Consider the following 22740-nt stretch of genomic DNA (forward strand, 5'->3'; position numbering starts at 1 on the left):
AACGGTCGGCCCGCCCCTCCGCCCCCTCAGGGCGGGCCGACCGTGACGAAAGCTTGATCGCGGGCCGCGGCCCGTCATCGGAAACCTTGCGGTCGCTTGGCGCGTAGGGTGCGGCGAGAACGAGGACCGCCCCATCCATGAACGCCTTCATCGCCGTCGTATTGGTCTGCGCCAACGGCCTGGCACAGGATGCCTGCACGGACGCCCAGGCCCTTGAGGTCCGCAAGGTCCGAGTTGCCAACGAGCTCGGATGCGCCACCGGCTGGCAGGAAATCATCGCCCGCACCGAGCGCCGCGACGAGATCGGCAAGACCGCCTACCTCAAGACCGAGTGCCGCCGCGTGAAGGACCCGCAGTGACGCCCGCGCCGCGCGGCTACTTGTCGTACTTGATGTAGGCGAAGCGCGGATCCGTGGGCGTCCCTTCGAGGCCCTGTCCCTCCAGGGCCGGCTGCCAGGACACGACCTCCTCGATTTTCCGGGCGAGGGCGAAGTCCTTCTCGGTGATGCCTTTGGCGGCGTGGTTCATCAGCCGGACCTCGACCCAGGCATAGGACGCCGTGATGTCGGGATGATGCCAGGCTGCTTCGGCGAGGTGACCCACGGTGTTGATCACCATCAGCGTGCCCTTCCAGCCGGCCGTTTTGTAGGTGCGGCGGATCCAGCCATCCTCCAGGCGCCAGGCGGGCAGTTCGGCCTTCAGCCGCGCCTCCACGGTCGCCTCGTCCAGAACTCCCTCGCGTCGCTCGGTCATGATCGCATGTCTTCCCTGATGGCGTCTCGGTCGAGGGTGCCGCCGCAGCCGGTTGCGCGCAAGCGTGTTCCGCACGGTGGACGGAAACGGGTGTGAGCCCTATGACCTTTTTCCAATGGCGTCCCGTTCATGCGGCACGTCAGTCTACCGCCGTCGAAGACTGCGTAATACGATGGGAGAAGGCGTGATGCTGTCACGGCGCGCGATGCTCGCCGGCGGCCTGCTGGGCGGCCTCGGCCTGCGGGCGGCGCGCGCGGACGTGCCGACCATCCGTCTCGGGAGTCTGCCCTTCGGGACGTCGACCTGGGAGGCTGCGGTGATCAAGGCCCGCGGCCTCGACACCGATAACGGCTTTCAGCTCGATGCCGTGAAGCTCGCCGGCAACGACGCGGCCCGCATCAGCTTTATCGGAGGACAGGTCGATACGATCATCGGCGACCTGCTCTGGGCCGCCCGCCTCGGCAATGACGGGCAGGCGGTGCGCTTCATCCCGTACTCGACCTCCGAGGGCGGCGTGATGGTACCGGCCGGGAGCGCGGTGAAGAGCCTCAAGGATCTCGCCGGCAAACGCCTCGGGGTGGCCGGCGGTCCCCTGGACAAGAACTGGCTGCTGCTCCGGGCGCAGGCGAAGGACGCGGCCGGAATCGACCTGGAGCGCGAAGCCGAGATCGCCTACGGCGCGCCCCCGCTGATCACGCTGAAGCTGGAGCAGGGCGCCCTCGACGCAGCGCTCACCTACTGGACCTACTGCGCCCGCCTTCAGGCGAAGGGGTTTCGCCAACTGGTCGGTGCCGAGGACATCATGCACGCCCTCGGCGTCCCCGGTGACGTGGCGCTGATCGGCTACCTGTTCCAGGACACCACCGTGAAGGAGAAGCCTGCTGCCGTGGCGGCCTTCGCGCGGGCGTCGCGGGCGGCCAAGGACATCCTGGCCTCGGATCCGAGCGCGTGGCAGATCGTGCGCCCGCTGATGGCGGCCGAGGACGATGCGACCTTCGAGGCGCTCAAGCGCAACTTCCTCGCCGGCATCCCGCGGCGCCCCGTGGCGGAGGAGCGCGCCGATGCCGAGAAACTCTACACCGTGATGGCGCGGCTCGGCGGAGCGCGCCTCGTCGGAAAGGGCGACGCACTGCCTCCCGACCTGTACTACACCGGTCGCAATGGGTGATGCGCCGGCCCAGCGGGCCACCGTTGCAGCGGTCCAGACACTCGGGATCGCCTGGGCGTGCTGACCCGCATCGCGTCTTTGGTCGTGCTCCTTGCAGCCTGGCAGTTGGCTGCACTCGAGGCGGGATCGCGCCTGCTGCCAGCGCCGCTGGCGGTGCTGCGCTTCATCGTTCAGGAGGCGGAGCGCGGCGACCTCGCACACAATGTCGGCATGACGCTGCTCCGCGTAGCGATCTCATTCACGGTGGCGATGCTTCTCGGCGTCGTCCTCGGCGTCGCGCTCGGACGCTCGAAGGTCACCGATCTCACGCTCGACACGCCGCTTCTCGTCCTCCTCAACACGCCGGCCCTGGTGATCACCGTACTGGCCTATGTCTGGGTCGGGCTCACCGAGACCGCGGCGATCCTGGCGGTGGTCCTCAACAAGCTCCCGAATGTCGCGGTGATTGTCCGGGAAGGGGCCCGTAATCTCGATCCCGGCCTCGACGAGATGGCCCGCGCCTATCGGCTCGACCGGCTTACCTGGGCCCGCGACCTCCTGATCCCGCAGCTCCAGCCCTACATCGTCACGGCGGCGCGGTCCGGCCTCTCCCTCGCCTGGAAGATCGTGCTGGTGGTGGAGCTGCTCGGTCGTCCCGACGGAGTCGGCTTCGCGATCAACTATTACTTCGTCCAGAGCACCGACGTGGCGGCCATCATCGGCTACAGCCTCGTCTTCATGGCCGTGATGATCGGCATCGACGTCCTCCTGCTGCAGCGGCTCGAAGCCTATGTCCGTCGCTGGCGCTGAGCCCGTTCTTCAGGTCGCGATCGCGTCGAAATGGTATCGGCCGCGCGATGCCGAACCGGTCGAGGCAGTTCGCAACCTCGAATTCGACGTCGCAGCCGGGGAAATCGTCTGCCTGATCGGGCCATCGGGCGCCGGGAAGACCACGACGCTGCGGATCCTGCTCGGCCTCGATACCGCGTTCGAGGGACGCGTCTCCGGGGCGGAGCGGGCCGGTATCGTATTCCAGGAGCCGCGGCTGCTCCCCTGGCGCAGCGTCGAGCACAATGTCCGCCTCGGGCTCCCTCGGGCGCGGCGCGGGCTCGACCTTGACGGCTTGTTCGCGCAGCTCGGCCTGACGGCATGGCGGGCCAGCTATCCGAAGGCGCTCTCCCTGGGGATGCAACGCCGCGTGGCACTGGCGCGGGCCCTGGCCGACGGGCCGCGGGTACTGGTCCTCGACGAGCCCTTCGTGTCCCTCGACGATGCCGCCGCCGCCGAGCTTCGCGGCCTCGTGGTGGATACGGTGGATCGGTCCGGCATGAGCGTCCTGATGGTGACCCACAACGTCGCCGAGGCGATCGGAATCGCCGACCGTCTGCTGCTGGTCTCCCGGCGCCCGGCGAGTCTCATCGCTGCCGTGTCCCTCGATCGACCGCGCCGGGAACGCGACCGCGCCTGGGCCGAGGCGACCCGGGCGAACCTCGCAGCGCAGCATCCGGAGATCATCGCGCTGTAACCTCCGCAACGGGCCCGCGTGATCGCTTGAGCAGCGACGTTCGACGCAGGCCGTTCCGCGGTCGACGACGAACGCTCCGACAGCCGGCGCGACAGCTTTCAGCCTTGGGCTGTCTCGGCTCGGTCCAGTTCGAGAGCCAAGCCCGATCGGCGAGACGGGAATCTACCCGACCGGCCGCAGGCCAGATCGCGCGGCGGCAACGTCTGCGACGTTGCCATACTCGACCGGCATGCAGGTCAGCGCCTGGGCGGCGGCGAGCGCAGCCTTCGCGAGACGGACGGCCCGCATGGGGCCTCCTCAGGCCGGTCGTCCGGCTGCGAAAGCCCGGAGACCGGTCACGGTCGCCTCAATTCGCCTTCGCCTCGACGTCCAGCCGGTCGAGCACGGCCGCCGGCGAGCGCGCCGCGCCGAGATCGATGAAACCGATCCCGGCGGGCTCTTTGGACTTCGCGTGCACCACGAGCTTGCCGGGCTTCATCACGAACTGGCCCATGGCGGCGCCGATGCCCTTGGCGGCCGCGCTGTTGCCCAGGATGATCGGCACGCCGAGCAGGCTGGCGGTGACGTACTCCTTGCGCAACTCGTCCGGCTTGAGGCTGAGATCCTTCGATTGCGCGGCCAGGAAGCGCTCGAACAGGCCCGCGTTCTCCACCGTCAGGTCGAGGGCCTTGGCGCTTCCCGAAAACATCACCATGGTCGCGGCCGGCAGGGTGCCGGAGAACAGCTCGGGCCCGATACCGCCCAGCGTGCCGGATAGCCGGACGGTGCCGATGTCGCGACCCGACACCGTCACCTCGCGCAGGGCAAGGTCGCGGGCCTTCTCATCCAAAGTGGCGTCGGCCACGAGGTCGAGGTCGAGATCCCGGTACCCGTAAACCGGCAGCATGCCGATGATCGGCGCGCCCGCCACGAGATCCGCCGGCAGGTTGAGGCCGGAGAGACTGAGGCGGGTCGCGCTGGGCACGCCGTCATTCGGCGCCCCCAGAGCGAGTGTGGCCTCGCGCAGGGCGATCCGGCGGACCGGCCGGGGCGATACCGACAGGGCGAGGGGGTCGGCGGCGGTGTCGCCCGTCCTCGGATCTGCCGGCCTGCCAGGCCCCGCCCGGCCAGAGTCGGAGAGGCCGCCGCGGGCCGGAGCCCGACCATCACGCGGCGGCGCCCGCTCGGGTTCGCCGTCGGGCGGCAGCTCGATCGACAGGTCGCTCAGGGTCAGATTGCCGAGCTTGGGCGTCAGGCGGCGCATCTCGATATCGGAGAAGCCGGGCCCGGCCGTCGGCTCGGCGGCGATCCCCTGGAGGGCCGCGACGGTCGGCACCAGCGAGGTCCCGAGGACGGCGAGGCGACCGACATGGACACGCAGACTGCCGCGCGACAGCGCCAGGTTGTCCAGGACGGTGCTGCCCTCCGACCCGGCGGAGGTGTAGGCGGCCCGGCCGATCTCGAACAGAACCGGCCCCTTCGGATCGGAGTCGCTGACGCTGAGGCCCTGCATCTCCAGGCTGCCGACGGCGGTGGCGGCGATGAGATCGGCCGCCGCGGCGGCCAGGGGACGCCGGTCGCTGGAGCCATCGAAACCGCCGGCCACGATCGCGAAGGCGCCGCTCCAGCCGTCGGGGATCTGCCGGCCGCCGAGATCACGCCCGTCGAGGCGTGCGATCTTCACCGTCGTGCCGCGCGCGTCGGAATAGGTCACATCGGAGACCTGGATGGTGCCATAGACCCGCTGGACCGGTCCCTTGCCGTCGCCCGGAACCGTGTACAGCCGGCTGAGGGCCGCCAGATCCAGATCCGTGGCGCGCACCTGCCCGTAGGTTCCGGAACCGCGGTTCGGCCCGGCGACGGAGCTGACCGTGGCGCCGGCCGCCGTCAGTTCCCCGACACGGCCGGCGCGGATGTCGCGGGCGACCACATCGCGGTAGGTGACGGTCTGCCGGTTGTCGCCGGGACCCGCATTCTCGGAGGTGAGGACCGGCACGGTGAGGCTGCCCGCATCGAGCCGGGCGAGCCGCTGCTCCCAGGGCACGTTGGAATCGGGCCGCAGGATCGCCGCAAGATCCTCCTTGGAGAGGCGCGTGCCGCTCGCCGTGAGCTTCGGGGCCTTCAGCAGCGTGCCGCCGAGCGGGATGACCACGTCGGTGACCGTCACGTCCTGGACGGCGGCGGCGCCCTCCTGCGCGGCGAGTGGCGCGGGGGCGAGGCCGAGGAGGACGAGGATACCGGTTGTCGCCCAGGCCGACCGGAGGCGGAGGCGGGCCTTCGGGTGGTTCATGGCTGCATCCGGACCAGGGCTCGCGCGGGAATTCCCTAGCCGTGCCGCGTTTTTTGAGGCGAGGCAATCAGGCATGCCGGCCCGGGCGACCGTGCCGGCACCGGTGTCGTATGGACGCAACGGCGCGGATGCGCCGGGCGGGTCGCTACAACGAGAAGGAGGTGCCGCAGCCGCAGGAGGCGGTGGCAAGCGGGTTCTCGATCTTGAAGGACTGGCCGATCAGATCGTTCACGAAGTCGATCGTGGAGCCGTTCATGTACTCCATCGAGATGGGGTCGACGATGACGGTGGCGCCGTCGCGCTCGATCGCGACGTCCTGCGCCTCACGGGTGCGGGCGATGTCGAAGGCATACGAGAAGCCCGAGCAGCCGCCGCCATTGACGCTGATCCGCAGCGACGAGCCGGCCGGCTCCGCCCCCATGATCTCGTTGATGCGCTTGGCCGCGCGGGCGGTCAGGGTGATATCAGCCATCAGTCTCTGGCCACGCAATCGTTCGGTGGACGGCGCACCCCGCCTGTTGCCGAGGGCGTCCCGGCCCACAAGATATGAGGCGCAAGCCCGCGCCGCAACGCGCCGGGCGAGGAGCCGTCATGAGCAGGGTGCGTGAGTTTGCGAGCGGATGCCGTGCGATCCAACGGTGAGCGCTGGCGCGCGGCCTACGCCACCGATCCGGCCCGCACCCGGGGACGCCTGATCCCCGAGGCCGGTTCGCCGACCCGCAGCGACTTCCAGCGGGACCGGGACCGGATCATCCACTCGACGGCGTTCCGGCGGCTGAAGCACAAGACGCAGGTCTTCGTGCATCACGAGGGCGACCATTACCGCACCCGCCTCACCCACACCCTCGAGGTCAGCCAGATCGGCCGGGCGCTCGCCCGCGCCCTCGGGCTCGACGAGGATCTTGCGGAGGCGCTGGCCCTCAGCCACGACCTCGGCCACACCTGTTTCGGCCATACCGGCGAGGACGCCCTCGACGCCTGCATGGCCCGCTACGGCGGGTTCGACCACAACGCCCAGGCCCTGCGGATCGTCACGCGGCTGGAGCGGCGCTACGCCGGCTTCGACGGGCTGAACCTCGCCTGGGAGACCCTGGAGGGCCTCGTCAAGCACAACGGCCCGCTGCTGACGGCCGACGGCCAGCCGACGCCCCGCTACGCAGCGCGCGGCATCCCGGCGGCGATCCTGGAATACGATGCGCTGAACCCCTTCGACCTGTGGAGCCAGGCCGGCCCCGAGGCCCAGGCGGCCTCCCTCGCCGACGACATCGCCTATGCCGCCCACGACCTCGACGACGGGCTGCGGGCCGGCCTGTTCGAGATCCCGGAGCTGCGCGCGGTCCCGTTCCTGGCCGGGCTGCTCGACGAGATCGACCGGCTGCATCCGGGCCTGGAGCCCTCGCGCATGATCCACGAACTCGCCCGGCGGGTGATCACCCGCTTCGTCGAGGACGTGATCCGCGAGGGCGGACGCCGCATCGCCGAACTGGATCCGCGCCGCGTCGAGGACATCCGGAATGCGGATCAGGCGGTCATCGTCTTTTCGCCGGAGATTGCGGCGGCCGATGCCGATATCATGCGCTTCCTGTGGGACCGCATGTACCGGCATCCCGGCGTGGTGGCGGTGCGGAAGAAGGCCGACGCCATCGTCAACGACCTGTTCGCCGCGTTCACCGCGGCGCCGTCCCGGATGCCGGAGGAGTGGAGCGCCGGTCTTGAGGAGGCCAGCGAGGCGCGGGTCGCCCGCCGGGTCGCCGACTACATCGCCGGCATGACCGACACCTATGCGGTCCTGGCGCATCGCAAGCTCTACGCGACGACGCCGGACCTGCACTGGGAATTGCCCAGCCGGGGCCTGCCCCTCGCCGAGCCCTGAAGGCCCGGCGCGGGATGGGTTGGGATCAGCAGCCGCAGCCGCAGGTGAAGCTGCCGTAACACCCGCCGTAGCCACCGCCGTAGCCGTAGCCGTAGCCGCCGTAGGCCGCCGGATAGCCGTAGCCGCCATAGGCGGCCGGGTAACCGTAGCCGTAGCCGCCAGACCCGTAACCACCATAGCCGTAGCCGCCGTAGACGCTCCCGGCGGCGAGCCCGAGCCCGAGGCCGATCCCCGCGCCGGCCAGCCCGTAGCCGAGGGCCCGTCCGTAGCCGCGGCGATAGCCGTAGCCGTAGCCGCGCCCGTAGAAGCCGCGGGCCGCGTAGCCGCCCCGGTAGCCGTAGCCGCCCCGGAAACCACCGTGGACGCCGCCGTGGAAGCCGCCGCCGTGGAAGCCGCCCGCCTCCGCACCCGGCGCGGCCAGGATCAGGGCGCAGAGCGCCGTACCCGCAATCGTCAAGGTCTTCATCAGTAACTCCGCGATCGGCCCACGCGCGATCGTCGGCGATGACACAGTGTCGTCCCGGCCAAAACAAGCCGAACACTGCGCGATCCGTATTCGTCGCGTGGGATAACGTGGGAGCGCCGCGCGCTTGGTTACCGGACCGATGCCGGGAATGTGGGCTCCTCCAGGCCGGCGAACCGCTCGGCGCCGTGACACCCTCCCGCCCCCTTGCTAGACCGCCCGGGCGGGCACAGGCCGGACGGGCCGGGCGACGAGACCCCCGCGCAAGCGAGATCGAGACCCATGAACATCTTCGCCCTGTTCGAGGCGCGCGTGCGCGAGGCCGTGGAGGCGCTGACCCGCGCCGGCCATCTGCCCGAGGGCCTCGACCTGGGCCGCGTGGTCGTCGAGCCGCCCCGGGACGCGGCGCACGGCGACCTCGCCACGAACGCGGCGCTGGTCCTGGCCAAGGAGGCGCGGGCCAACCCGAAGGCGCTGGGCGAAGCCCTGGCGGCGGAACTCCGCGCCGATCCGCGGATCGTGGAGGCGAGCGTCGCCGGGCCGGGCTTCATCAACCTGCGGCTCGATCCCGCGATCTTTCACGCAGTCGTGCGCGACGCGCTCTCCGCGCCGGATGCGTTCGGCCGCGCGGAGCTGCCCGGCGGGCCGATCAACGTGGAATACGTGTCGGCCAATCCCACCGGGCCGATGCATGTCGGCCATGGCCGCGGCGCGGTGTTCGGTGACGCCCTCTCCAATCTGCTCGTCGCGGCCGGCAGGCAGGTGACGCGGGAATATTACATCAACGATGCCGGCGCTCAGGTCGATGTGCTGGCCCGCTCCGCCTTCCAGCGCTACCGCGAGGCTCTGGGCGAGCCCTTCGCCATCGCGGACGGCCTGTATCCGGGCGCCTACCTCAAGCCCGTGGGCGCCAAGCTGGCGGAGACCCATGGCCGCGCGCTCCTCGACCAGCCCGAGGCCGCGTGGCTTCCCACGGTGCGCGAGACCGCGCTGGACATGATGATGACCATGATCCGGGCCGATCTGGAGGCGATCGGCATCCGCCACGACGTGTTCTTCTCCGAGCGCACGCTCCAGGAGAGCGGTGCCGTGAAGACGCTGCTCGCGGAGCTGCGCGCCAAGGGCCTCGTCTACGAGGGCCGCCTGCCGCCGCCCAAGGGCCAGCTGCCGGAGGATTGGGAGGACCGCGAGCAGACGCTGTTCCGCACCAAGGAATTCGGCGACGACAGCGACCGGCCGCTGCTGAAGTCGGACGGCTCGTACACGTATTTCGCCTCCGACATCGCCTACCACCGGGCGAAGTATCTCGCGGGCGCGACCGAGCTGATCGACGTTCTCGGTGCGGATCACGGCGGCTACGTGAAGCGCATGCAGGCTGCCGTGAAGGCGGTGAGCGACGGCGCGGCGACGCTCGACGTCAAGCTCTGCCAGCTCGTGCGGCTGTTGCGCGCAGGCGAGCCGGTCAAGATGTCGAAGCGGGCCGGGGAATTCGTGACCCTGCGGGACGTGATCGACGAGGTCGGCCGCGACGCCATCCGGTTCATGATGCTCTACCGGAAGAACGACGCGACCCTGGATTTCGATCTCGCCAAGGTGGTGGAGCAGTCGAAGGACAATCCGGTCTTCTACGTTCAGTACGCCCATGCCCGCGTCCGCTCGGTGCAGCGGCAGGCGCGCGAGGCGTTTCCCGAGGCCGACCTCTCGGCCGCGGCGCTGGCACGCGAGGCGGACCTCGCGGTGCTGAGCGATCCGGGCGAGATCGAGATGATGCGCCTCATCGCCCAGTACCCGCGGGTTCTCGAATCCGCAGCCCTGGCGCACGAACCGCACAGAATCGCATTCCACCTCTATGAACTGGCCTCGGCGCTACATAGTTTCTGGAACAAGGGCAAAGACTTGCCGCAATTACGGTTTGTTAATGCAACCGACCGAAAGTCGACGTGGGCCCGGCTGGCGCTCATCGAAGCTCTGCGGAGCACGCTGGCGGCCGGCCTTGCGATTCTCGGTGTGACCGCGCCGGACGAGATGCGATAGGCCCGAGCGCATCGGGCCGGTCACCGGCGTTGATGTGAGGATGCTGCCATGACGAACGCTTCGCGCGCTCAGGTCGATCTGGACGCTTTCGCGCGCGATCTGCGTCAGGAGACGGGTCAGGCGCCGCAGGCGGCCAAGGCGGATCCGCTGGCGGAACTCGCCCGCATCGTCGGCCAGGACGATCCGTTCCGGGCTCTGCTCGCCGCGCGCGACGAGATGCGCGCCGTCGCGCCCGACACCCAGCCGCAGGCCGGCTGGAACGCCCGGGTGGAGCCGAGCTTCGCGCCGGAGCCCGCCAAGGCGACGCCGGCCGACGCATTCGATCAGTACCTCGCCTCCGTGGAGCAGGACACGCATCGCGAAGGCGGCGCCTACGCGCCAGATGGCGTCGCGGTATCGAGCGGCGACGACGCCTACGCGGACAGCCACGCCCTGCGTCGCGCGAATCCGCGCCGGCGCCTCGTCTCGGTCGGCGCCGGCGTCGCCGTGGTGGCGCTCGCGGTCACCGGTGCGCTCACCTACAAGGGCATGAGCAATTCGGGCCATGGCGGCGTGCCGGTGGTGCAGGCCGATTCCACCCCGCTCAAGGTCGCCCCGAAGGTGGCCGACGGTGTCGAGATCCCGGATCAGAACCGGCAGATCTACGATCCGAAGGGCAAGAAGGACGGCCAGATCAAGATCGTCAACCGCGAGGAGCAGCCCCTCGACGTGGCCGAGGCCGCGCGCGCGGCCCAGGGCCCGTCGCAGCCGACCGGCGCTCAGGGCGGCACGACGCCGGGCAACGGCCCGTTCGAAGCGTTCGGGGAGCCCCGCCGCGTCCGCACCGTCGCGGTCAAGCCCGAGGCGCCGCCCGCACCGCCGCCGCGGGAGCAGCAGGCCGTCGACGCCGGGCCGGCCCCGATCCCCACCATGGTTCTGCCCGGCGACGAGCCGCCGCCGGCAGCGCCCGCGAAGTCGAAGCCGATGCGCCAGGCCGCCGCCATGCCGGCGACCACGGCCACGCCCGTCGACGCGCAGCCGGACGCCGCGGTCGAGCCGCCGGCTCCCAAGCCGGTGGCCGTGAAGCCGCCGCCGAAGGCCGCCCAGCGGATCGCCGCCGTCGCCCCGGCCGGAGCGGCCGCGCCCGACACCACCGCCAGCACCACCACCGACGACGAGGCCGTGAAGTCCGGCCCGGTCAGCGGCTTCTCGGTGCAGCTCGGGGTGCGCAGCTCCGCCGCCGAGGCGAAGGCCGCGTTCCGGCAGATGCAGGCCAAGTACACACAGCTCGCCGGCAAGCCCGAGCTGATCCGGCAGGCCGAGGTGAACGGCAAGACGATCTATCGCGTCCGCGTCGGACCCCTGGAGAAGGCTCAGGCCGCGAGCCTGTGCAGCGCCCTGCAGGGCGAGGGCGGCCAGTGCTTCGTGGCCAAGAACTAAGATTCTGACGGAAAGCCGCGGTCGGGGCAGCGCTCCCGCCCGCGGTGATCCGCTCGGGCGCCCCGCCGACCGAGGCTCGCCGACCGAGTCTTGCCGACCGAGTCTTGCCGACCGAGTCTTGCCGACCGAGTCTTGAAGGCCACACCGGCGGCGGCATCGCTCCGGCCTCCGCCCGGAGCCGCGGTTTGGTCTTGCCGGCTCCCCGTTCCCGCCCGACTCTGTCGCCATCGAGCCGAACCGCCCGGCGATCCCGCCGCCGTCTTCGCGCCGCCACCGAGCAGTTTCCGAGCCGTTCCTGATGACCTCCCGCGCCCTGATCCTCGGTTGCACCGGCTCGTCGCTCTCGGCGGAGGAGCGGTCCTTCTTCCGGGACGTGAAGCCCTGGGGCTTCATCCTGTTCAAGCGCAACATCGGAACCCCGGACGAGGTCCGCGCCCTCACCGGCGCGCTGCGGGACTGCGTCGGATCCGATCGCGCGCCGATCCTGATCGATCAGGAGGGGGGCCGGGTCCAGCGCATGGGTCCGCCCCACTGGCCGGCCTACCCGGCCGGCGGCCGCTACGGACGCCTGAACGGCAGCGCCGCGGCCGTCGCCCGCCTCGGCGCGCGCCTGATGGCGCACGACCTCGCGGAGGTCGGCATCAACGTGGACTGCGCCCCCGTCCTCGACGTGCCGGCGCCGGGCTCGCACGACATCATCGGCGACCGGGCCTACGGGACGAGCCCGGACAGGGTGGCCGAGATCGGCCGCGCGGTCGCCGAGGGCCTGATGGCCGGGGGCGTCCTGCCGGTGATGAAGCACATCCCGGGGCATGGGCGCGCCACCTGTGACAGCCACCACGGCCTTCCGGTGGTGGATGCGACGCGCGCGGATCTGGCGGAGCAGGATTTCCGGACCTTCCGGGCGCTCGCTCACCTGCCGATGGCGATGAGCGCCCACGTGGTCTTCACCGCCATCGACCCCGACCGGCCGGCCACCCAGTCCGCCATCGTCATCCGCGACATCATCCGCGGCGCGATCGGCTTCGACGGGCTTCTGATGACCGACGATCTCTCCATGCACGCGCTGACCGGCTCGTTCCGCGACCGGACGGAGCGCGCCTTCGCGGCGGGGATCGATATCGGGCTCCACTGCAACGGCGCCATGGACGAAATGCGCGCCGTGGCCGAGGCGGCGCCCGCGCTCACCGGAGAGGCCGCGCGCCGCGCCGCCTCCGCGCTGGCGCAGCTCGACCCCGCAGGCGACGGACTCGACGTTCCGGAAGCCCGGGAGCGCTTCGCCGCGGCCCTCGCCGCCGCCTGACCTGGGCCCCTTGCGGCCTTCCACCGCGGCCTTCCACCGGCCGTGGCATCGCCTCTGCTTGTGTTCGGGCGGCGCGATCCCTAGGTTCGCCCCGAAATCCTCAACCGGACGTGGCGTCGCGCTCCCGCTTCTTCGGGGCGCCCGCAGGAGGTTGCCATGGGCAGCATGAGTATCTGGCACTGGGTCATCGTCGCGGTCATCGTGATGCTGCTCTTCGGACGCGGCAAGGTGTCCGATCTGATGGGCGACGTCGCGAAGGGCATCAAAGCCTTCAAGAAGGGCATGGCCGAGGATGAAACCCCTCCGGTCAGCCAGGCCGCGCCGCCGCCGGCCGAACCGGTCCGCACCATCCCGCACGCCACCGAGACGAGCCCCGGCACGGCGATCCCGGCGAGCCATCTTCCCGGCGGCGAGCGCAAGCCGGTCTGACGGCGGGCGCGACTGTAGGACTGGCAGAGCGCACGCGCTCGTGTAGAGCCTGACGGGGTCCGGCCACCGCGCCGGATCTCAGGGCAGCAGGACCGTCGACGACATGCTGGACATGAGCTGGGGCGAGGTGATGCTGATCGGCGGCGTCGCCCTCATCGTCATCGGGCCGAAGGATCTGCCGAAGGCGCTGCGCACCGTCGGGCAGATCACCTCGAAGCTGCGCCGCATGGCCGGCGAATTTCAGATGCAGTTCAACGAGGCGATCCGCGAGGCGGAGCTCGACGATGTCCGGCGCGAGGTCGACGGGATCCGCAACACGGTCCGGAATGCGAGTTCGACCTTCAATCCCGTGCAGACCATTCGCGACGAGTTGAAGGGCGCCGTCGAGGGCCGGGCCAAGGTCGGCCCGGAGAAGCTCGGCCCGGAGAAGCCGCCGGTCGAGACCCGATCCCTCGCCGATGCCACGGCGCAGCTCAAGGCCGAGCAGGACGCCGCAGCACCGGCCCCGGTCTCGGGGACGCCGCCCGCCGAATCGTCCCATGATCCTGCACCGCAGATGGCGGAGGCACCCCTGCCCGTGCCCGGGTCGGTGGACGATCCGTTCGGGCCTCCGCCCGCCCCGCATCACGCCACCGAAGAGTCCCAGAACGGCACGGCCGCCCGATGATCAGCGATGCGGACGAGGCCGAGATCGAGGCGTCGCGGGCGCCCCTGCTCGAACACCTGATCGAATTGCGGGCGCGGCTGATCAAGTCGCTGATCGCATTCGTGCTGATGTTCTTCGCCTGCTTCTTCTTCTCGCGCGATATCTACAACGTTCTGGTCTACCCCTATGTCTCGATCGTGGGTGCGCAGAACGCCGAGCTGATCGCCACGCACTTCCTCGAGCAGGTGTTCACCAACATCAAGCTCAGCGTCTTCGGGGCGGCCTTCCTGGCCTTCCCGGTGATCGCCACGCAGATCTACGCCTTCGTGGCCCCGGGCCTCTACCGCAACGAGCGGAAGGCGTTCCTGCCCTACCTCGTGGCCACGCCGATCTTCTTCGTGCTCGGCGCGCTGGTGGTGTTCTTCCTGGCGATGCCGCTGCTGATCAAATTCTCGGTGTCGCTCCAGCAGGTGGGCGTGGCCGGGGAGCCGACGATCAAGCTGCTGCCGAAGGTCGACGAGTACCTGTCGCTGATCATGACGCTGATCTTCGCGTTCGGGATCGCGTTCCAGCTGCCGGTGATCCTGACGCTGCTCGGTCAGATCGGGATCATCGACGCGGCCTTCCTGCGGGAGAAGCGGCGCTATGCCATCGTGCTGGTCTTCGTCGCCGCCGCGATCCTGACGCCGCCGGACGTGATCTCCCAGCTCTCCCTCGCGATCCCGATGCTGCTGCTCTACGAGGCCTCGGTGTTCTCGGTGGCGCGGGTCGAGAAGCTGCGGGCGGCGCGGCGCGCGGCGGAAGGCCTGGAGCCGTGAGGCAGCGCGCCGGGCTCAGTCCGGCGCACGCAGGCGGTAGCCCACGCCGGTCTCGGTGAGCAGGTAGCGCGGGCGCTCCGGATCGGGCTCCAGCTTCTGGCGCAGCTGGCGGATATAGACGCGCAGGTATTGCGGATCCGACGAGGCCGGCGCGTGGCGCATGAGCTGCGCGTGGGTCAGCACCTTGCCGGCATGCTGCACCAGCACGCGCAGGAACTCGTATTCCCGGGGCGACAGCTTCACCGCGCGCTCGCCGACCCGGACGACGCGGCGGACGAGATCGACCGAGAGGTCGTCGACCCGGAAGACCGGCCGCTCCCCCTGCATGGCCAGGCGATGGCGCAGGGCCGTGCGGATGCGCGCCAGCAGCTCGTTCATGCCGAAGGGTTTGGTGACGTAATCGTCGGCCCCGAGATCGAGGGCCTCGACCTTGCCGCGCTCGTCGTCGCGACTCGACAGGATCACGACCGGCAGGTCGGGCCAGCGCTCACGGATCGCCGCAAGGAGGGCATGGCCGGGCATGTCCGGCAGGCCGAGATCGAGGATCGCGAGATCCACGCCCCCGGCCTCCAGGGCGGCGAGCGCCGCGGCCCCGTCGGCGGCCTCGGCGACCGCGTAATCCTGCGTCCCGAGGCCGGTGCGGAGCAGCCGGCGGATCGGCGGCTCGTCGTCGATCACCAGGATCCGGGCAAGGCTCACGCGGGCTGTTTCCCGTCGCGGATCCAGGCGGCCGGGCGGCTCATTCCGGCCGGAGCAGCACGTGCCGCTTCTTGCCGAAGGACAGCTTGATCACGCCGTCCGGGGTCAGGTCGCCCTGCCCGAGCATCGCCTTCTCATCCGTGACCGGTACATCGTTGACCCGCAGGCCGCCGCCCTTGATCTGCCGGCGCGCCTCGCTGGTGGAGGGCACGAGCTTGGCGACGTCCGGGCCGAAGGCGGTGAGGACCCCGAGCCCGGCCTCCAGGGTGGCCGACGGCACGGTCACGCTCGGCAGGTCGGCGGCCAGCGTTCCTTCCACGAAGGTCTTGCGCGCGGTCTCCGCGGCGGCCTCCGCGACCTCGCGGCCGTGCATCAGCGCGGTGGCCTCGGTGGCCAGCACCGTCTTGGCCGCGTTGATCTCGGAGCCGGCGAGCGCGGCGAGACGCGCGATCTCCTCCATCGGCAGCAGGGTGAACAGCTTGAGGAAGCGGGCCACGTCCGCGTCCTCGGTGTTCCGCCAGAACTGCCAGTAATCGTACGGCTTCAGCATCTCCGGGTTGAGCCAGACGGCCCCGGCCGCGGTCTTGCCCATCTTGGCGCCCGAGGATGTCGTCAGCAGCGGGCAGGTCAGGGCGTAGAGCTGTAGCGTGCCCATGCGGCGGCCGAGATCGATGCCGTTGACGATGTTGCCCCATTGATCCGACCCGCCCATCTGCATGACGCAGCCGTAGCGACGGTTCAGTTCGACGAAGTCGTAGGACTGGAGGATCATGTAGTTGAACTCCAGGAACGACAGCTCCTGGTCGCGCTCCAGGCGCAGGCGCACGCTGTCCATCGACAGCATCCGGTTCACCGAGAAATGCCGGCCGATGTCGCGCAGCATCTCGATGTAGTTGAGCTTGGTCAGCCACTCGGCGTTGTCGACCATCACGGCGTCGCCGGCGCCTTCGCCGAATCGGAGGAACCGGTCGAAGGTCTTGCGGATCTCGGCCTTGTTGGCGTCGATCTGCTCGACGGTGAGGATCTTGCGGGTCTCGTCGCGGCCCGACGGGTCGCCGACCCGGGTGGTGCCGCCGCCCATCAGGGCGATCGGCCGCCCCCCCGTGGCCTGCAGCCAGTGCAGCATCATGATCGACAGCAGGTGCCCGACATGCAGCGAGGGCGCCGTGCAATCGTAGCCGACATAGGTGGTCAGCCGGCCTTCCAGGGCCGCGGCGTCGATGCCGGCCAGGTCCGAGGTCTGGTGGATATAGCCGCGCTCGGTCAGGATCCGCAGGAAGTTGGATTTCGGCGCGAAGCTCTCGGCGGTCATGGCTGCCATCTCGGGTCGCGCGCTGGCGCGACAGGCCGAGGCCCCGCATGCTAGCTCGCGCTGGGTTCAGGATACGGCGCGCTCTTAGCAGGGCGTTGGCCGAAAGGCACGGGGCAGGGCGGCATGGCGATGATGCGCGCGATCGGACTGATGAGCGGCACCTCGCTGGACGGCGTCGACATCGCGCTGATCGAGACCGACGGCGAGCGGGTCCACGTGGTCAAGGGCCACAACAACTTCCTGGAGCCGCTGGGTCCCACCGGCTACCGCGGCTATACCGACGACGAGAAGGCGCTCCTGCGCGCGGCCACCAAGGATGCCGAATCCGTGCTCCATCCCGGCGACCGGCCCGGGCGGCTGCCGGAGGCGGAAGCGTTCGTCACCCTGGCCCATGCCGAGGCCGTGGAGCGCTTCCTGGAGGAGCACGGCCTGTCAGCGTCCGAGATCGACGTGATCGGCTTCCACGGCCAGACGGTGATCCACCGGCCGGACCAGCGCATCTCGATCCAGATCGGCGACGGGCAGGCGCTGGCGACCCGGCTCGGCATCCCGGTCGTCTCGGACCTGCGCCGGGCCGATATCGAGGCGGGCGGGCAGGGGGCGCCCCTGGTGCCGGTCTTCCACAAGGCGCTCGCCGAGGCCTCGGGCTTCGACGGGCCGTTCGGCATCCTCAACATCGGCGGCGTCGCCAACGCGACGCTGATCGACTCGAAGGGCGGCGTCATCGCCTTCGACACCGGTCCCGGCAATGCGCTGATCGACGAATGGATGCAGGAGCGCGAGGGCAAGAACCTCGACGATGGCGGTCGCACCGCGGCCCGGGGCCGTCCCGACGAGCAGCTGCTGGCCTGGCTGCTGACGCACCCGTTCTTCTTCCGCAAGCCGCCGAAGTCGCTCGACCGGAACTGGTTCTCCCACAAGCTCGCCGGCCAGCTCTCCACCGAGGACGGCGCCGCCACCCTGACGGCCTTCACGGCGCGCGCGGTGGCCCGCGCCCTCGACCACGCCCCCGAGATCCCGACCCGCTGGATCGTGGCCGGCGGCGGCGCGCGCAACGGCGAGCTGGTACGGCTCCTCAACTATCATCTGCGCGCGGAGATCACGACCGCGGACGCCATCGGCTGGTCCTCGGCCTACCTGGAGGCGCAGGCCTTCGCGTATCTGGCGGTGCGTTCGCTCAAGGGCCTGCCGATCACCTTGCCGTCGACCACCGGGGTGCGCGAGGCGATCACCGGTGGGGTCCTGACGCGGCCGTGAGTCTCGGCCACGCGCTCCGGCGGATCATCGAGGAATACCCGCTCGCCCGGCTCGACCCGCCGGCCGGCCATCCGCTGGCCTCCGTCATCCGCAAGGGCGCGCCGGAGGAGCTGCGCGCCGCACTGGCGCCGATCGACGGGCCGTTCCTGGTCAAGGGCAGTCCCGGGCGCGGAAGCCATTGGGCCGCGATCCCCTGGCTCGCCGTGTTCGACCCCGCCATCACCACCAGCGCCACGCGGGGCTACTACCTCGTCTACCTGTTCCCGGCCCATCGCGAGGCGGTGCACCTGTCGCTGGCGCAGGGAACGGTGGCGGCGATCCGGAGCCACGGTCCGGCGGCGGCCGGCGCCCATCTCCGTGCCAGCGGCGCTGCGCTCAAGGCGCGGCTCTCGGACTTCGCCGACGCGCTGCCGAACGCGACGATCGCCCTCGGCAGCGCGGGCGAATTGCCGGAGGGCTACGAGGCCGCCCACATCCTCGGCCTCACCTACGACCTTCCCGATCTCGGCGACGAGCGCCGGCTGCACCGGGATCTCGCCGTGGCGGTCGCGGCATATCGGGCGCTGAAGGCGCGGGGCGGGCTCGACCTGCCCCGTTCGGGCGGGACGGCATGAGATCGCAGGCCGCTGCGAGGGCCGTCCTGACGCAGCGACGCAATCCGGGGACGCCGCTGTTCCGCTGCCCGGGATCGCTGCGCTGCGCCCCTAGGGACGGGGATACCGAGCGAGCGAACGCATCCGCCAAGCCCTCTACCCAGCCCTCCGCCCGGCCCCTTGCAGGCACCGCGTTTGTGCCCCCGGCGCTCCCGCGCTAAGGCAACGGCGCCATGTCGCACAACACCTTCGGCCACCTGTTCCGCGTCACGACCTTCGGCGAGAGCCACGGGATCGCGCTCGGCTGCGTCGTCGACGGCTGCCCGCCGGGCCTGCCCCTGGAGGCCGAGGAGATCCAGGCCGAGCTGGATCGCCGGAAGCCCGGTCAGTCGCGGTTCACGACGCAGCGCCGCGAGCCCGATCAGGTGAAGATCCTGTCCGGCGTGTTCGCGGACGACCGCACCGGCGGCCGCCAGCTCACCACCGGCACGCCGATCGCGCTGATGATCGAGAACACGGACCAGCGCTCGAAGGACTATTCGGAGATCCGCGACAGCTACCGCCCCGGCCATGCCGACTACACCTACGACGTGAAGTACGGCATTCGGGACTATCGCGGCGGCGGCCGGTCCTCGGCGCGCGAGACCGCCGCCCGGGTCGCGGCCGGCGCCGTGGCGCGCAAGATCATCCCGGGCGTGACCATCCGGGCAGCCCTGGTGCAGATGGGACCGCACGCCATCGACCGGTCCCGTTGGGACTGGGCCGCGGTCGGCGACAACCCGTTCTTCTGTCCCGATGCCGAGACGGCCGCCTTCTACGAGACCTACCTCGACGAGATCCGGAAGGACGGCTCGTCGGTCGGCGCCGTCATCGAGGTCGTGGCCGAGGGCGTGCCGCCTGGCCTCGGCGCGCCGGTCTACGGCAAGCTCGACGCCGATCTCGCCGCGGCGATGATGTCGATCAACGCCGTGAAGGGCGTCGAGATCGGCGACGGGTTCGCGTCGGCGGCCCTGCGGGGCGAAGACAATGCCGACGAGATGCGCGCCGGCAACGGCGATCGGCCGCGTTTCCTCGCGAACCATGCCGGCGGCATCCTCGGCGGCATCTCCAACGGCGAGCCGGTCGTGGTGCGCTTCGCCGTGAAGCCAACCTCCTCGATCCTGACGCCCCGCCGCTCGGTCGCCCGCGACGGCAGCGAGGTCGATCTCGTCACCAAGGGCCGGCACGACCCCTGTGTCGGCATCCGCGCCGTGCCGGTTGCGGAGGCCATGATGGCCTGCGTGCTGGCGGATCACTATCTGCGCCATCGCGGACAGGTCGGATCGCAGCCCTGATCCGGGTCCGTCCCAACGATTCGAGAATGCCCGTGCCCCACTGCTCCGTCACAGAGGCCATCGCGGCCTTCGCCCGCGGCGAGATCGTGGTCGTCACCGACGATGACGATCGCGAGAACGAGGGCGACCTCGTCGTCGCCGCCTCGCTCTGCACGCCGGAGAAGATGGCGTTCATCATCCGCAACACCTGCGGCATCGTCTGCGCGCCGATCACGCAGAGCGAGGCGCGGCGGCTGCACCTCGCTCCCATGGTGGCGTCGAACGACGCGCCGCTGGGTACGGCCTTCACCGTCACGGTCGACGTCAAGCACGGCCTGACCACGGGGATCTCGGCCGAGCAGCGCTGCAACACGGTGCGGGCGCTGGCCAACGGCAACATGGGTGCGGGCGACTTCGTGCGGCCCGGCCACGTCTTCCCGCTCATCGCCCGGGACGGCGGCGTGCTCATGCGCTCGGGCCATACCGAGGCCGCGGTCGACCTGTGCCGCCTCGCCGAGCTGCCGCCCGTGGGCGTGATCTGCGAGCTCGCCAACGACGACGGCACCGTGATGAAGGGGCCGCAGATCGAGGCCTTCGCCGAGACGCACGGCCTCAAGCAGGTCTCGGTGGCCGATCTCATCGCCTACCGGCAGGCGCGCGACCGGCTGGTGGAGCGCGTCGGCCACTTCACGGTCCGCTCGAACCACGGCGACGTGAACGCCTACGTGTTCTCGACGCCCTTCGAATCGATCCAGCAATTCGCCTTCGTGATGGGCGACATCGGCGACGGCCGGGACGTGCTGGTGCGCCTGCACCGCTCCAACGTCGCCGCCGACGTGATCGGCGGGGGAAAGCAGATCGACGCCGTGCTGAAGCGCTTCGCGGCCGCCGGGCGGGGCGTGCTGGTCTATCTCCGAGACGGGACTGCGGGCGTGCCGGTGAAGACCGTCACCGACGAGGGCACGGAGGCCCTGCGGGCACGGCAATGGCGCGAGATCGGGCTCGGCGCCCAGATTTTGCGCGATCTCGGCGTGGTCTCGATCCGCAACCTCGCGACCTCGTCGCGCTCCTATGTCGGTCTTTCGGGCTTCGGCATCGAGCTCTTGGGCGACGAGCCCCTGGAGGGCTGACGCTCTTCAGGCGCGGCGCAGGACGGTCCAGACCGCCGCGCCGGCCATGATGGCCGCGGCACCCCGGTTCAGCCGCACGCGGATGGCGGGCCGTCGCAGAGTCTCGCGCGCCCGGGCCGCCAGCGCCGCGTAGGGCGTCATCACGGCCAGCAGGATCGCGGCCGTGAGCAGGATGAGGGCGACGACATCGGCCGCCGTCACGCGCCGCAGATCGACGAGCGTGGGCAGGATCGCGAGGTAGAAGACGATCGTCTTCGGATTGCCCAGGGTGATGGTCAGCCCGGCGACGAAGCTGGTCAGCGGCCGGTCGCGGGCTTCGCCCGCGATCCGGACGGCCGTTCCGGCCGCGCGCCAGAGCCGGAACGCCAGGTAGGCGAGATAGAGCGCCGCGCCGTAGCGGATGACGGCGAACACCGCGCCGAACGCCTCCGCAATCAGTGACAGGCCGAAGATCGCGGCGGCGAGATAGGTCAGGTCGCCCAGGATCAGACCGGCCGAAAAGGCCATCGCGGCGCCGAAGCCCGAGCTGAGGGCCCGCGCGACAAGCGCGACGACGCCGGGTCCCGGCACAGCGGCGGCAACGCCCAGGGCCAGCGCATAGGTCAGGAAGCCCGTGAGCGTCATCGGCCGAAACCCGGACGGGCTGCGCCGGAGCGGTCGACGCGCTGGCGCGCAAGCGACGGCATCCGGCTCAGCGGCAGCATGGCGGCGGTCTCCCCGAAGCGCAGATTACGGCGCGCGCGGGAGCGGGCGCAATCGCGATGCAGCGCCGCCGTCAGCGCCCCATCAACGCGTCGACATGGGCGGCCACCGATTTGCCGAGCCCCTCGAGACTGTAGCCGCCCTCCAGGATCGAGACGATCCGCCCGCCGGCGCAGCGGTCCGCGACATCCATGAGCCGGCGGGTCGCCCAGCCGAAATCCTCCGCTTCGAGGCGCAGATTGGCCAACGGATCGAGCCGATGGGCGTCGAAGCCGGCGGAGATCACGATCACGTCCGGCCGGAAGCTTTCCAGGCGCGGGAGGATGCCGGTTTCGAAGGCTTCGCGAAACACCTCGCCGTCGTCGTTGGGCCGCAGCGGCACGTTGACGATCGTGTCCTTCTCGCCGCGCTCGGACGATGCCCCGGTCCCCGGGTAGAGCGGCATCTGGTGGGTGGAGCAGTAGAGCACCGCGGCGTCGTCCCAGAAGATGTCCTGGCTGCCGTTGCCGTGATGGACGTCCCAATCCACCAGGGCCACCCGCTCGGCCCCGTGCTTCTGGCGGGCGTGGCGGGCCGCGATGGCGGCATGGTTGAACAGGCAGAAGCCCATCGACCGGGTCCGCTCGGCATGGTGGCCCGGCGGGCGCATGGCCACGAAGGCGTTGCGGCACCCGCCGCCGACGACGGCATCGACGGCGTGCATTCCGCCGCCCACCGCCCGCAGCGTCGCCTCCAGGCTCCCCGCCGACAGGATCGTGTCGGAATCGATGCCGACCATGCCGTGCTCGGGCACCGCCGCCACCAGCGCGTCCACGTAGGCGCGCGGATGGGCGAGGGTCACCGCCTCGATCTCAGCCTTGGGTGCAGAGGCCCGCACGAGGCCGGCGAAGCGCTCATCCTCCAGGGCCCGCTCCACGGCGCGCATCCGGGCCGGCCGTTCCGGATGTCCCTCCGGGACCTCGTGATCGAAGCTGGCGGGATGGCTCACGTAGAGGGTGGTCACGAGGGTCGCTCCCGGATGCTCTCCTGTCGCGCACCTGCAACAGGAGCCGGCA

24 protein-coding genes are annotated in these 22740 nt (G+C 70.5%); 15 read left to right on the top strand and 9 right to left on the bottom strand.

All coding sequences use genetic code 11. The annotated features are described in order from the left end of the window. Nucleotides 1-137: 137 nt before the first annotated feature. Nucleotides 138-359: a hypothetical protein gene (locus tag BM396_RS12610; RefSeq protein ID WP_043380797.1), complete on the top strand. Its 222-nt coding sequence runs from the start codon at nt 138-140 to the stop codon at nt 357-359. A gap of 16 nt (nt 360-375) precedes the next feature. Here the strand turns inward: BM396_RS12610 and BM396_RS12615 are convergent, their stop codons facing one another. Beyond that, entirely contained in the window at nt 376-753 is a 378-nt protein-coding gene (locus tag BM396_RS12615) for a 4a-hydroxytetrahydrobiopterin dehydratase (RefSeq protein WP_043349148.1), read from the bottom strand. A gap of 187 nt (nt 754-940) precedes the next feature. Here BM396_RS12615 and BM396_RS12620 point away from each other — a divergent pair, with 187 nt between their 5' ends. From BM396_RS12620 to BM396_RS12630, 3 genes are read left to right on the top strand one after another with little or no spacing between them, the layout of a single operon-like run. Continuing rightward, nucleotides 941-1921, top strand: coding sequence for an ABC transporter substrate-binding protein (locus tag BM396_RS12620; protein WP_043380795.1), 981 nt, complete (start codon nt 941-943; stop codon nt 1919-1921). Nucleotides 1922-1972: 51 nt separating this feature from the next. Further along, nucleotides 1973-2710: an ABC transporter permease gene (locus tag BM396_RS12625; RefSeq protein WP_043349142.1), complete on the top strand. Its 738-nt coding sequence runs from the start codon at nt 1973-1975 to the stop codon at nt 2708-2710. Next, the gene (locus BM396_RS12630; RefSeq protein ID WP_043380792.1) at nt 2691-3425 is read left to right on the top strand and encodes an ABC transporter ATP-binding protein; all 735 of its coding nucleotides are present in this window, start codon (nt 2691-2693) and stop codon (nt 3423-3425) included. Before BM396_RS12625 ends, BM396_RS12630 begins: the two co-directional genes overlap by 20 nt. Before the next feature lie 162 nt (nt 3426-3587). Here the strand turns inward: BM396_RS12630 and BM396_RS33660 are convergent, their stop codons facing one another. The 3 genes from BM396_RS33660 to BM396_RS12640 form a co-directional block, all read right to left on the bottom strand. Then, on the bottom strand, nt 3588-3713 hold the full coding sequence (locus BM396_RS33660) for a hypothetical protein (protein WP_280142396.1): 126 nt from the start codon (nt 3711-3713) through the stop codon (nt 3588-3590). Nucleotides 3714-3771: 58 nt separating this feature from the next. After that, a complete protein-coding gene (locus BM396_RS12635; protein ID WP_043380790.1) occupies nt 3772-5694 on the bottom strand; it encodes a hypothetical protein in 1923 nt (640 codons plus the stop codon). A 145-nt stretch (nt 5695-5839) separates the two neighbouring features. Then, a complete protein-coding gene (locus BM396_RS12640; RefSeq protein WP_043349135.1) occupies nt 5840-6166 on the bottom strand; it encodes a HesB/IscA family protein in 327 nt (108 codons plus the stop codon). Between the two features lie 153 nt (nt 6167-6319). Here BM396_RS12640 and BM396_RS12645 point away from each other — a divergent pair, with 153 nt between their 5' ends. Next, nucleotides 6320-7567 (top strand): deoxyguanosinetriphosphate triphosphohydrolase, encoded by a 1248-nt coding sequence (locus BM396_RS12645; RefSeq protein WP_043380787.1) that lies wholly within the window; start codon nt 6320-6322, stop codon nt 7565-7567. A 25-nt stretch (nt 7568-7592) separates the two neighbouring features. On the opposite strand, the gene BM396_RS12650 is transcribed toward BM396_RS12645, so the two are convergent. Further along, complete coding sequence (locus BM396_RS12650; protein ID WP_043380785.1) at nt 7593-8033, bottom strand: hypothetical protein; 441 nt, start codon at nt 8031-8033, stop codon at nt 7593-7595. A gap of 279 nt (nt 8034-8312) precedes the next feature. Between BM396_RS12650 and argS the strand changes: the two genes are divergently transcribed. From argS to tatC, 6 genes are all read left to right on the top strand, one after another. Then, the gene (argS, locus tag BM396_RS12655) at nt 8313-10064 is read left to right on the top strand and encodes an arginine--tRNA ligase (protein ID WP_043380783.1); all 1752 of its coding nucleotides are present in this window, start codon (nt 8313-8315) and stop codon (nt 10062-10064) included. A 48-nt stretch (nt 10065-10112) separates the two neighbouring features. Beyond that, complete coding sequence (locus BM396_RS12660; protein ID WP_043380780.1) at nt 10113-11483, top strand: SPOR domain-containing protein; 1371 nt, start codon at nt 10113-10115, stop codon at nt 11481-11483. Between the two features lie 298 nt (nt 11484-11781). Beyond that, entirely contained in the window at nt 11782-12786 is a 1005-nt protein-coding gene (gene nagZ, locus BM396_RS12665) for a beta-N-acetylhexosaminidase (RefSeq protein WP_043380778.1), read from the top strand. A 156-nt stretch (nt 12787-12942) separates the two neighbouring features. Next, complete coding sequence (locus BM396_RS12670) at nt 12943-13215, top strand: twin-arginine translocase TatA/TatE family subunit (RefSeq protein WP_043355642.1); 273 nt, start codon at nt 12943-12945, stop codon at nt 13213-13215. Between the two features lie 103 nt (nt 13216-13318). Then, nucleotides 13319-13882, top strand: a complete 564-nt coding sequence (gene tatB / locus BM396_RS12675; RefSeq protein ID WP_043355641.1) for a Sec-independent protein translocase protein TatB — start codon at nt 13319-13321, stop codon at nt 13880-13882. Next, nucleotides 13879-14679, top strand: a complete 801-nt coding sequence (tatC, locus tag BM396_RS12680; protein ID WP_043355639.1) for a twin-arginine translocase subunit TatC — start codon at nt 13879-13881, stop codon at nt 14677-14679. Before tatB ends, tatC begins: the two co-directional genes overlap by 4 nt. A 15-nt stretch (nt 14680-14694) precedes the next feature. Here tatC and BM396_RS12685 read toward each other — a convergent pair whose 3' ends face one another. Together BM396_RS12685 and tyrS are read right to left on the bottom strand one after the other, a co-directional pair. Beyond that, entirely contained in the window at nt 14695-15378 is a 684-nt protein-coding gene (locus BM396_RS12685; RefSeq protein WP_043355638.1) for a response regulator, read from the bottom strand. 40 nt (nt 15379-15418) lie between these two features. Continuing rightward, nucleotides 15419-16690, bottom strand: coding sequence for a tyrosine--tRNA ligase (gene tyrS / locus BM396_RS12690; protein ID WP_043380776.1), 1272 nt, complete (start codon nt 16688-16690; stop codon nt 15419-15421). A gap of 123 nt (nt 16691-16813) precedes the next feature. Between tyrS and BM396_RS12695 the strand changes: the two genes are divergently transcribed. From BM396_RS12695 to ribB, 4 genes are all read left to right on the top strand, one after another. Then, nucleotides 16814-17947: an anhydro-N-acetylmuramic acid kinase gene (locus tag BM396_RS12695; protein ID WP_081948589.1), complete on the top strand. Its 1134-nt coding sequence runs from the start codon at nt 16814-16816 to the stop codon at nt 17945-17947. Continuing rightward, a complete protein-coding gene (locus BM396_RS12700; RefSeq protein WP_043355635.1) occupies nt 17944-18561 on the top strand; it encodes a DUF3578 domain-containing protein in 618 nt (205 codons plus the stop codon). Before BM396_RS12695 ends, BM396_RS12700 begins: the two co-directional genes overlap by 4 nt. A 212-nt stretch (nt 18562-18773) precedes the next feature. Next, nucleotides 18774-19874, top strand: coding sequence for a chorismate synthase (aroC, locus tag BM396_RS12705; protein WP_043380774.1), 1101 nt, complete (start codon nt 18774-18776; stop codon nt 19872-19874). A gap of 32 nt (nt 19875-19906) precedes the next feature. Then, nucleotides 19907-20983, top strand: a complete 1077-nt coding sequence (ribB, locus tag BM396_RS12710; protein ID WP_043380842.1) for a 3,4-dihydroxy-2-butanone-4-phosphate synthase — start codon at nt 19907-19909, stop codon at nt 20981-20983. A gap of 6 nt (nt 20984-20989) precedes the next feature. On the opposite strand, the gene BM396_RS12715 is transcribed toward ribB, so the two are convergent. Next, nucleotides 20990-21607, bottom strand: a complete 618-nt coding sequence (locus tag BM396_RS12715) for a LysE family translocator (RefSeq protein ID WP_043380771.1) — start codon at nt 21605-21607, stop codon at nt 20990-20992. Nucleotides 21608-21758: 151 nt separating this feature from the next. Next, nucleotides 21759-22688: a histone deacetylase family protein gene (locus tag BM396_RS12720; protein WP_043380769.1), complete on the bottom strand. Its 930-nt coding sequence runs from the start codon at nt 22686-22688 to the stop codon at nt 21759-21761. Nucleotides 22689-22740 lie beyond the last annotated feature (52 nt).

Source organism: Methylobacterium sp. UNCCL125 (genome assembly GCF_900116795.1).
Classification (GTDB): domain Bacteria; phylum Pseudomonadota; class Alphaproteobacteria; order Rhizobiales; family Beijerinckiaceae; genus Methylobacterium; species Methylobacterium fujisawaense.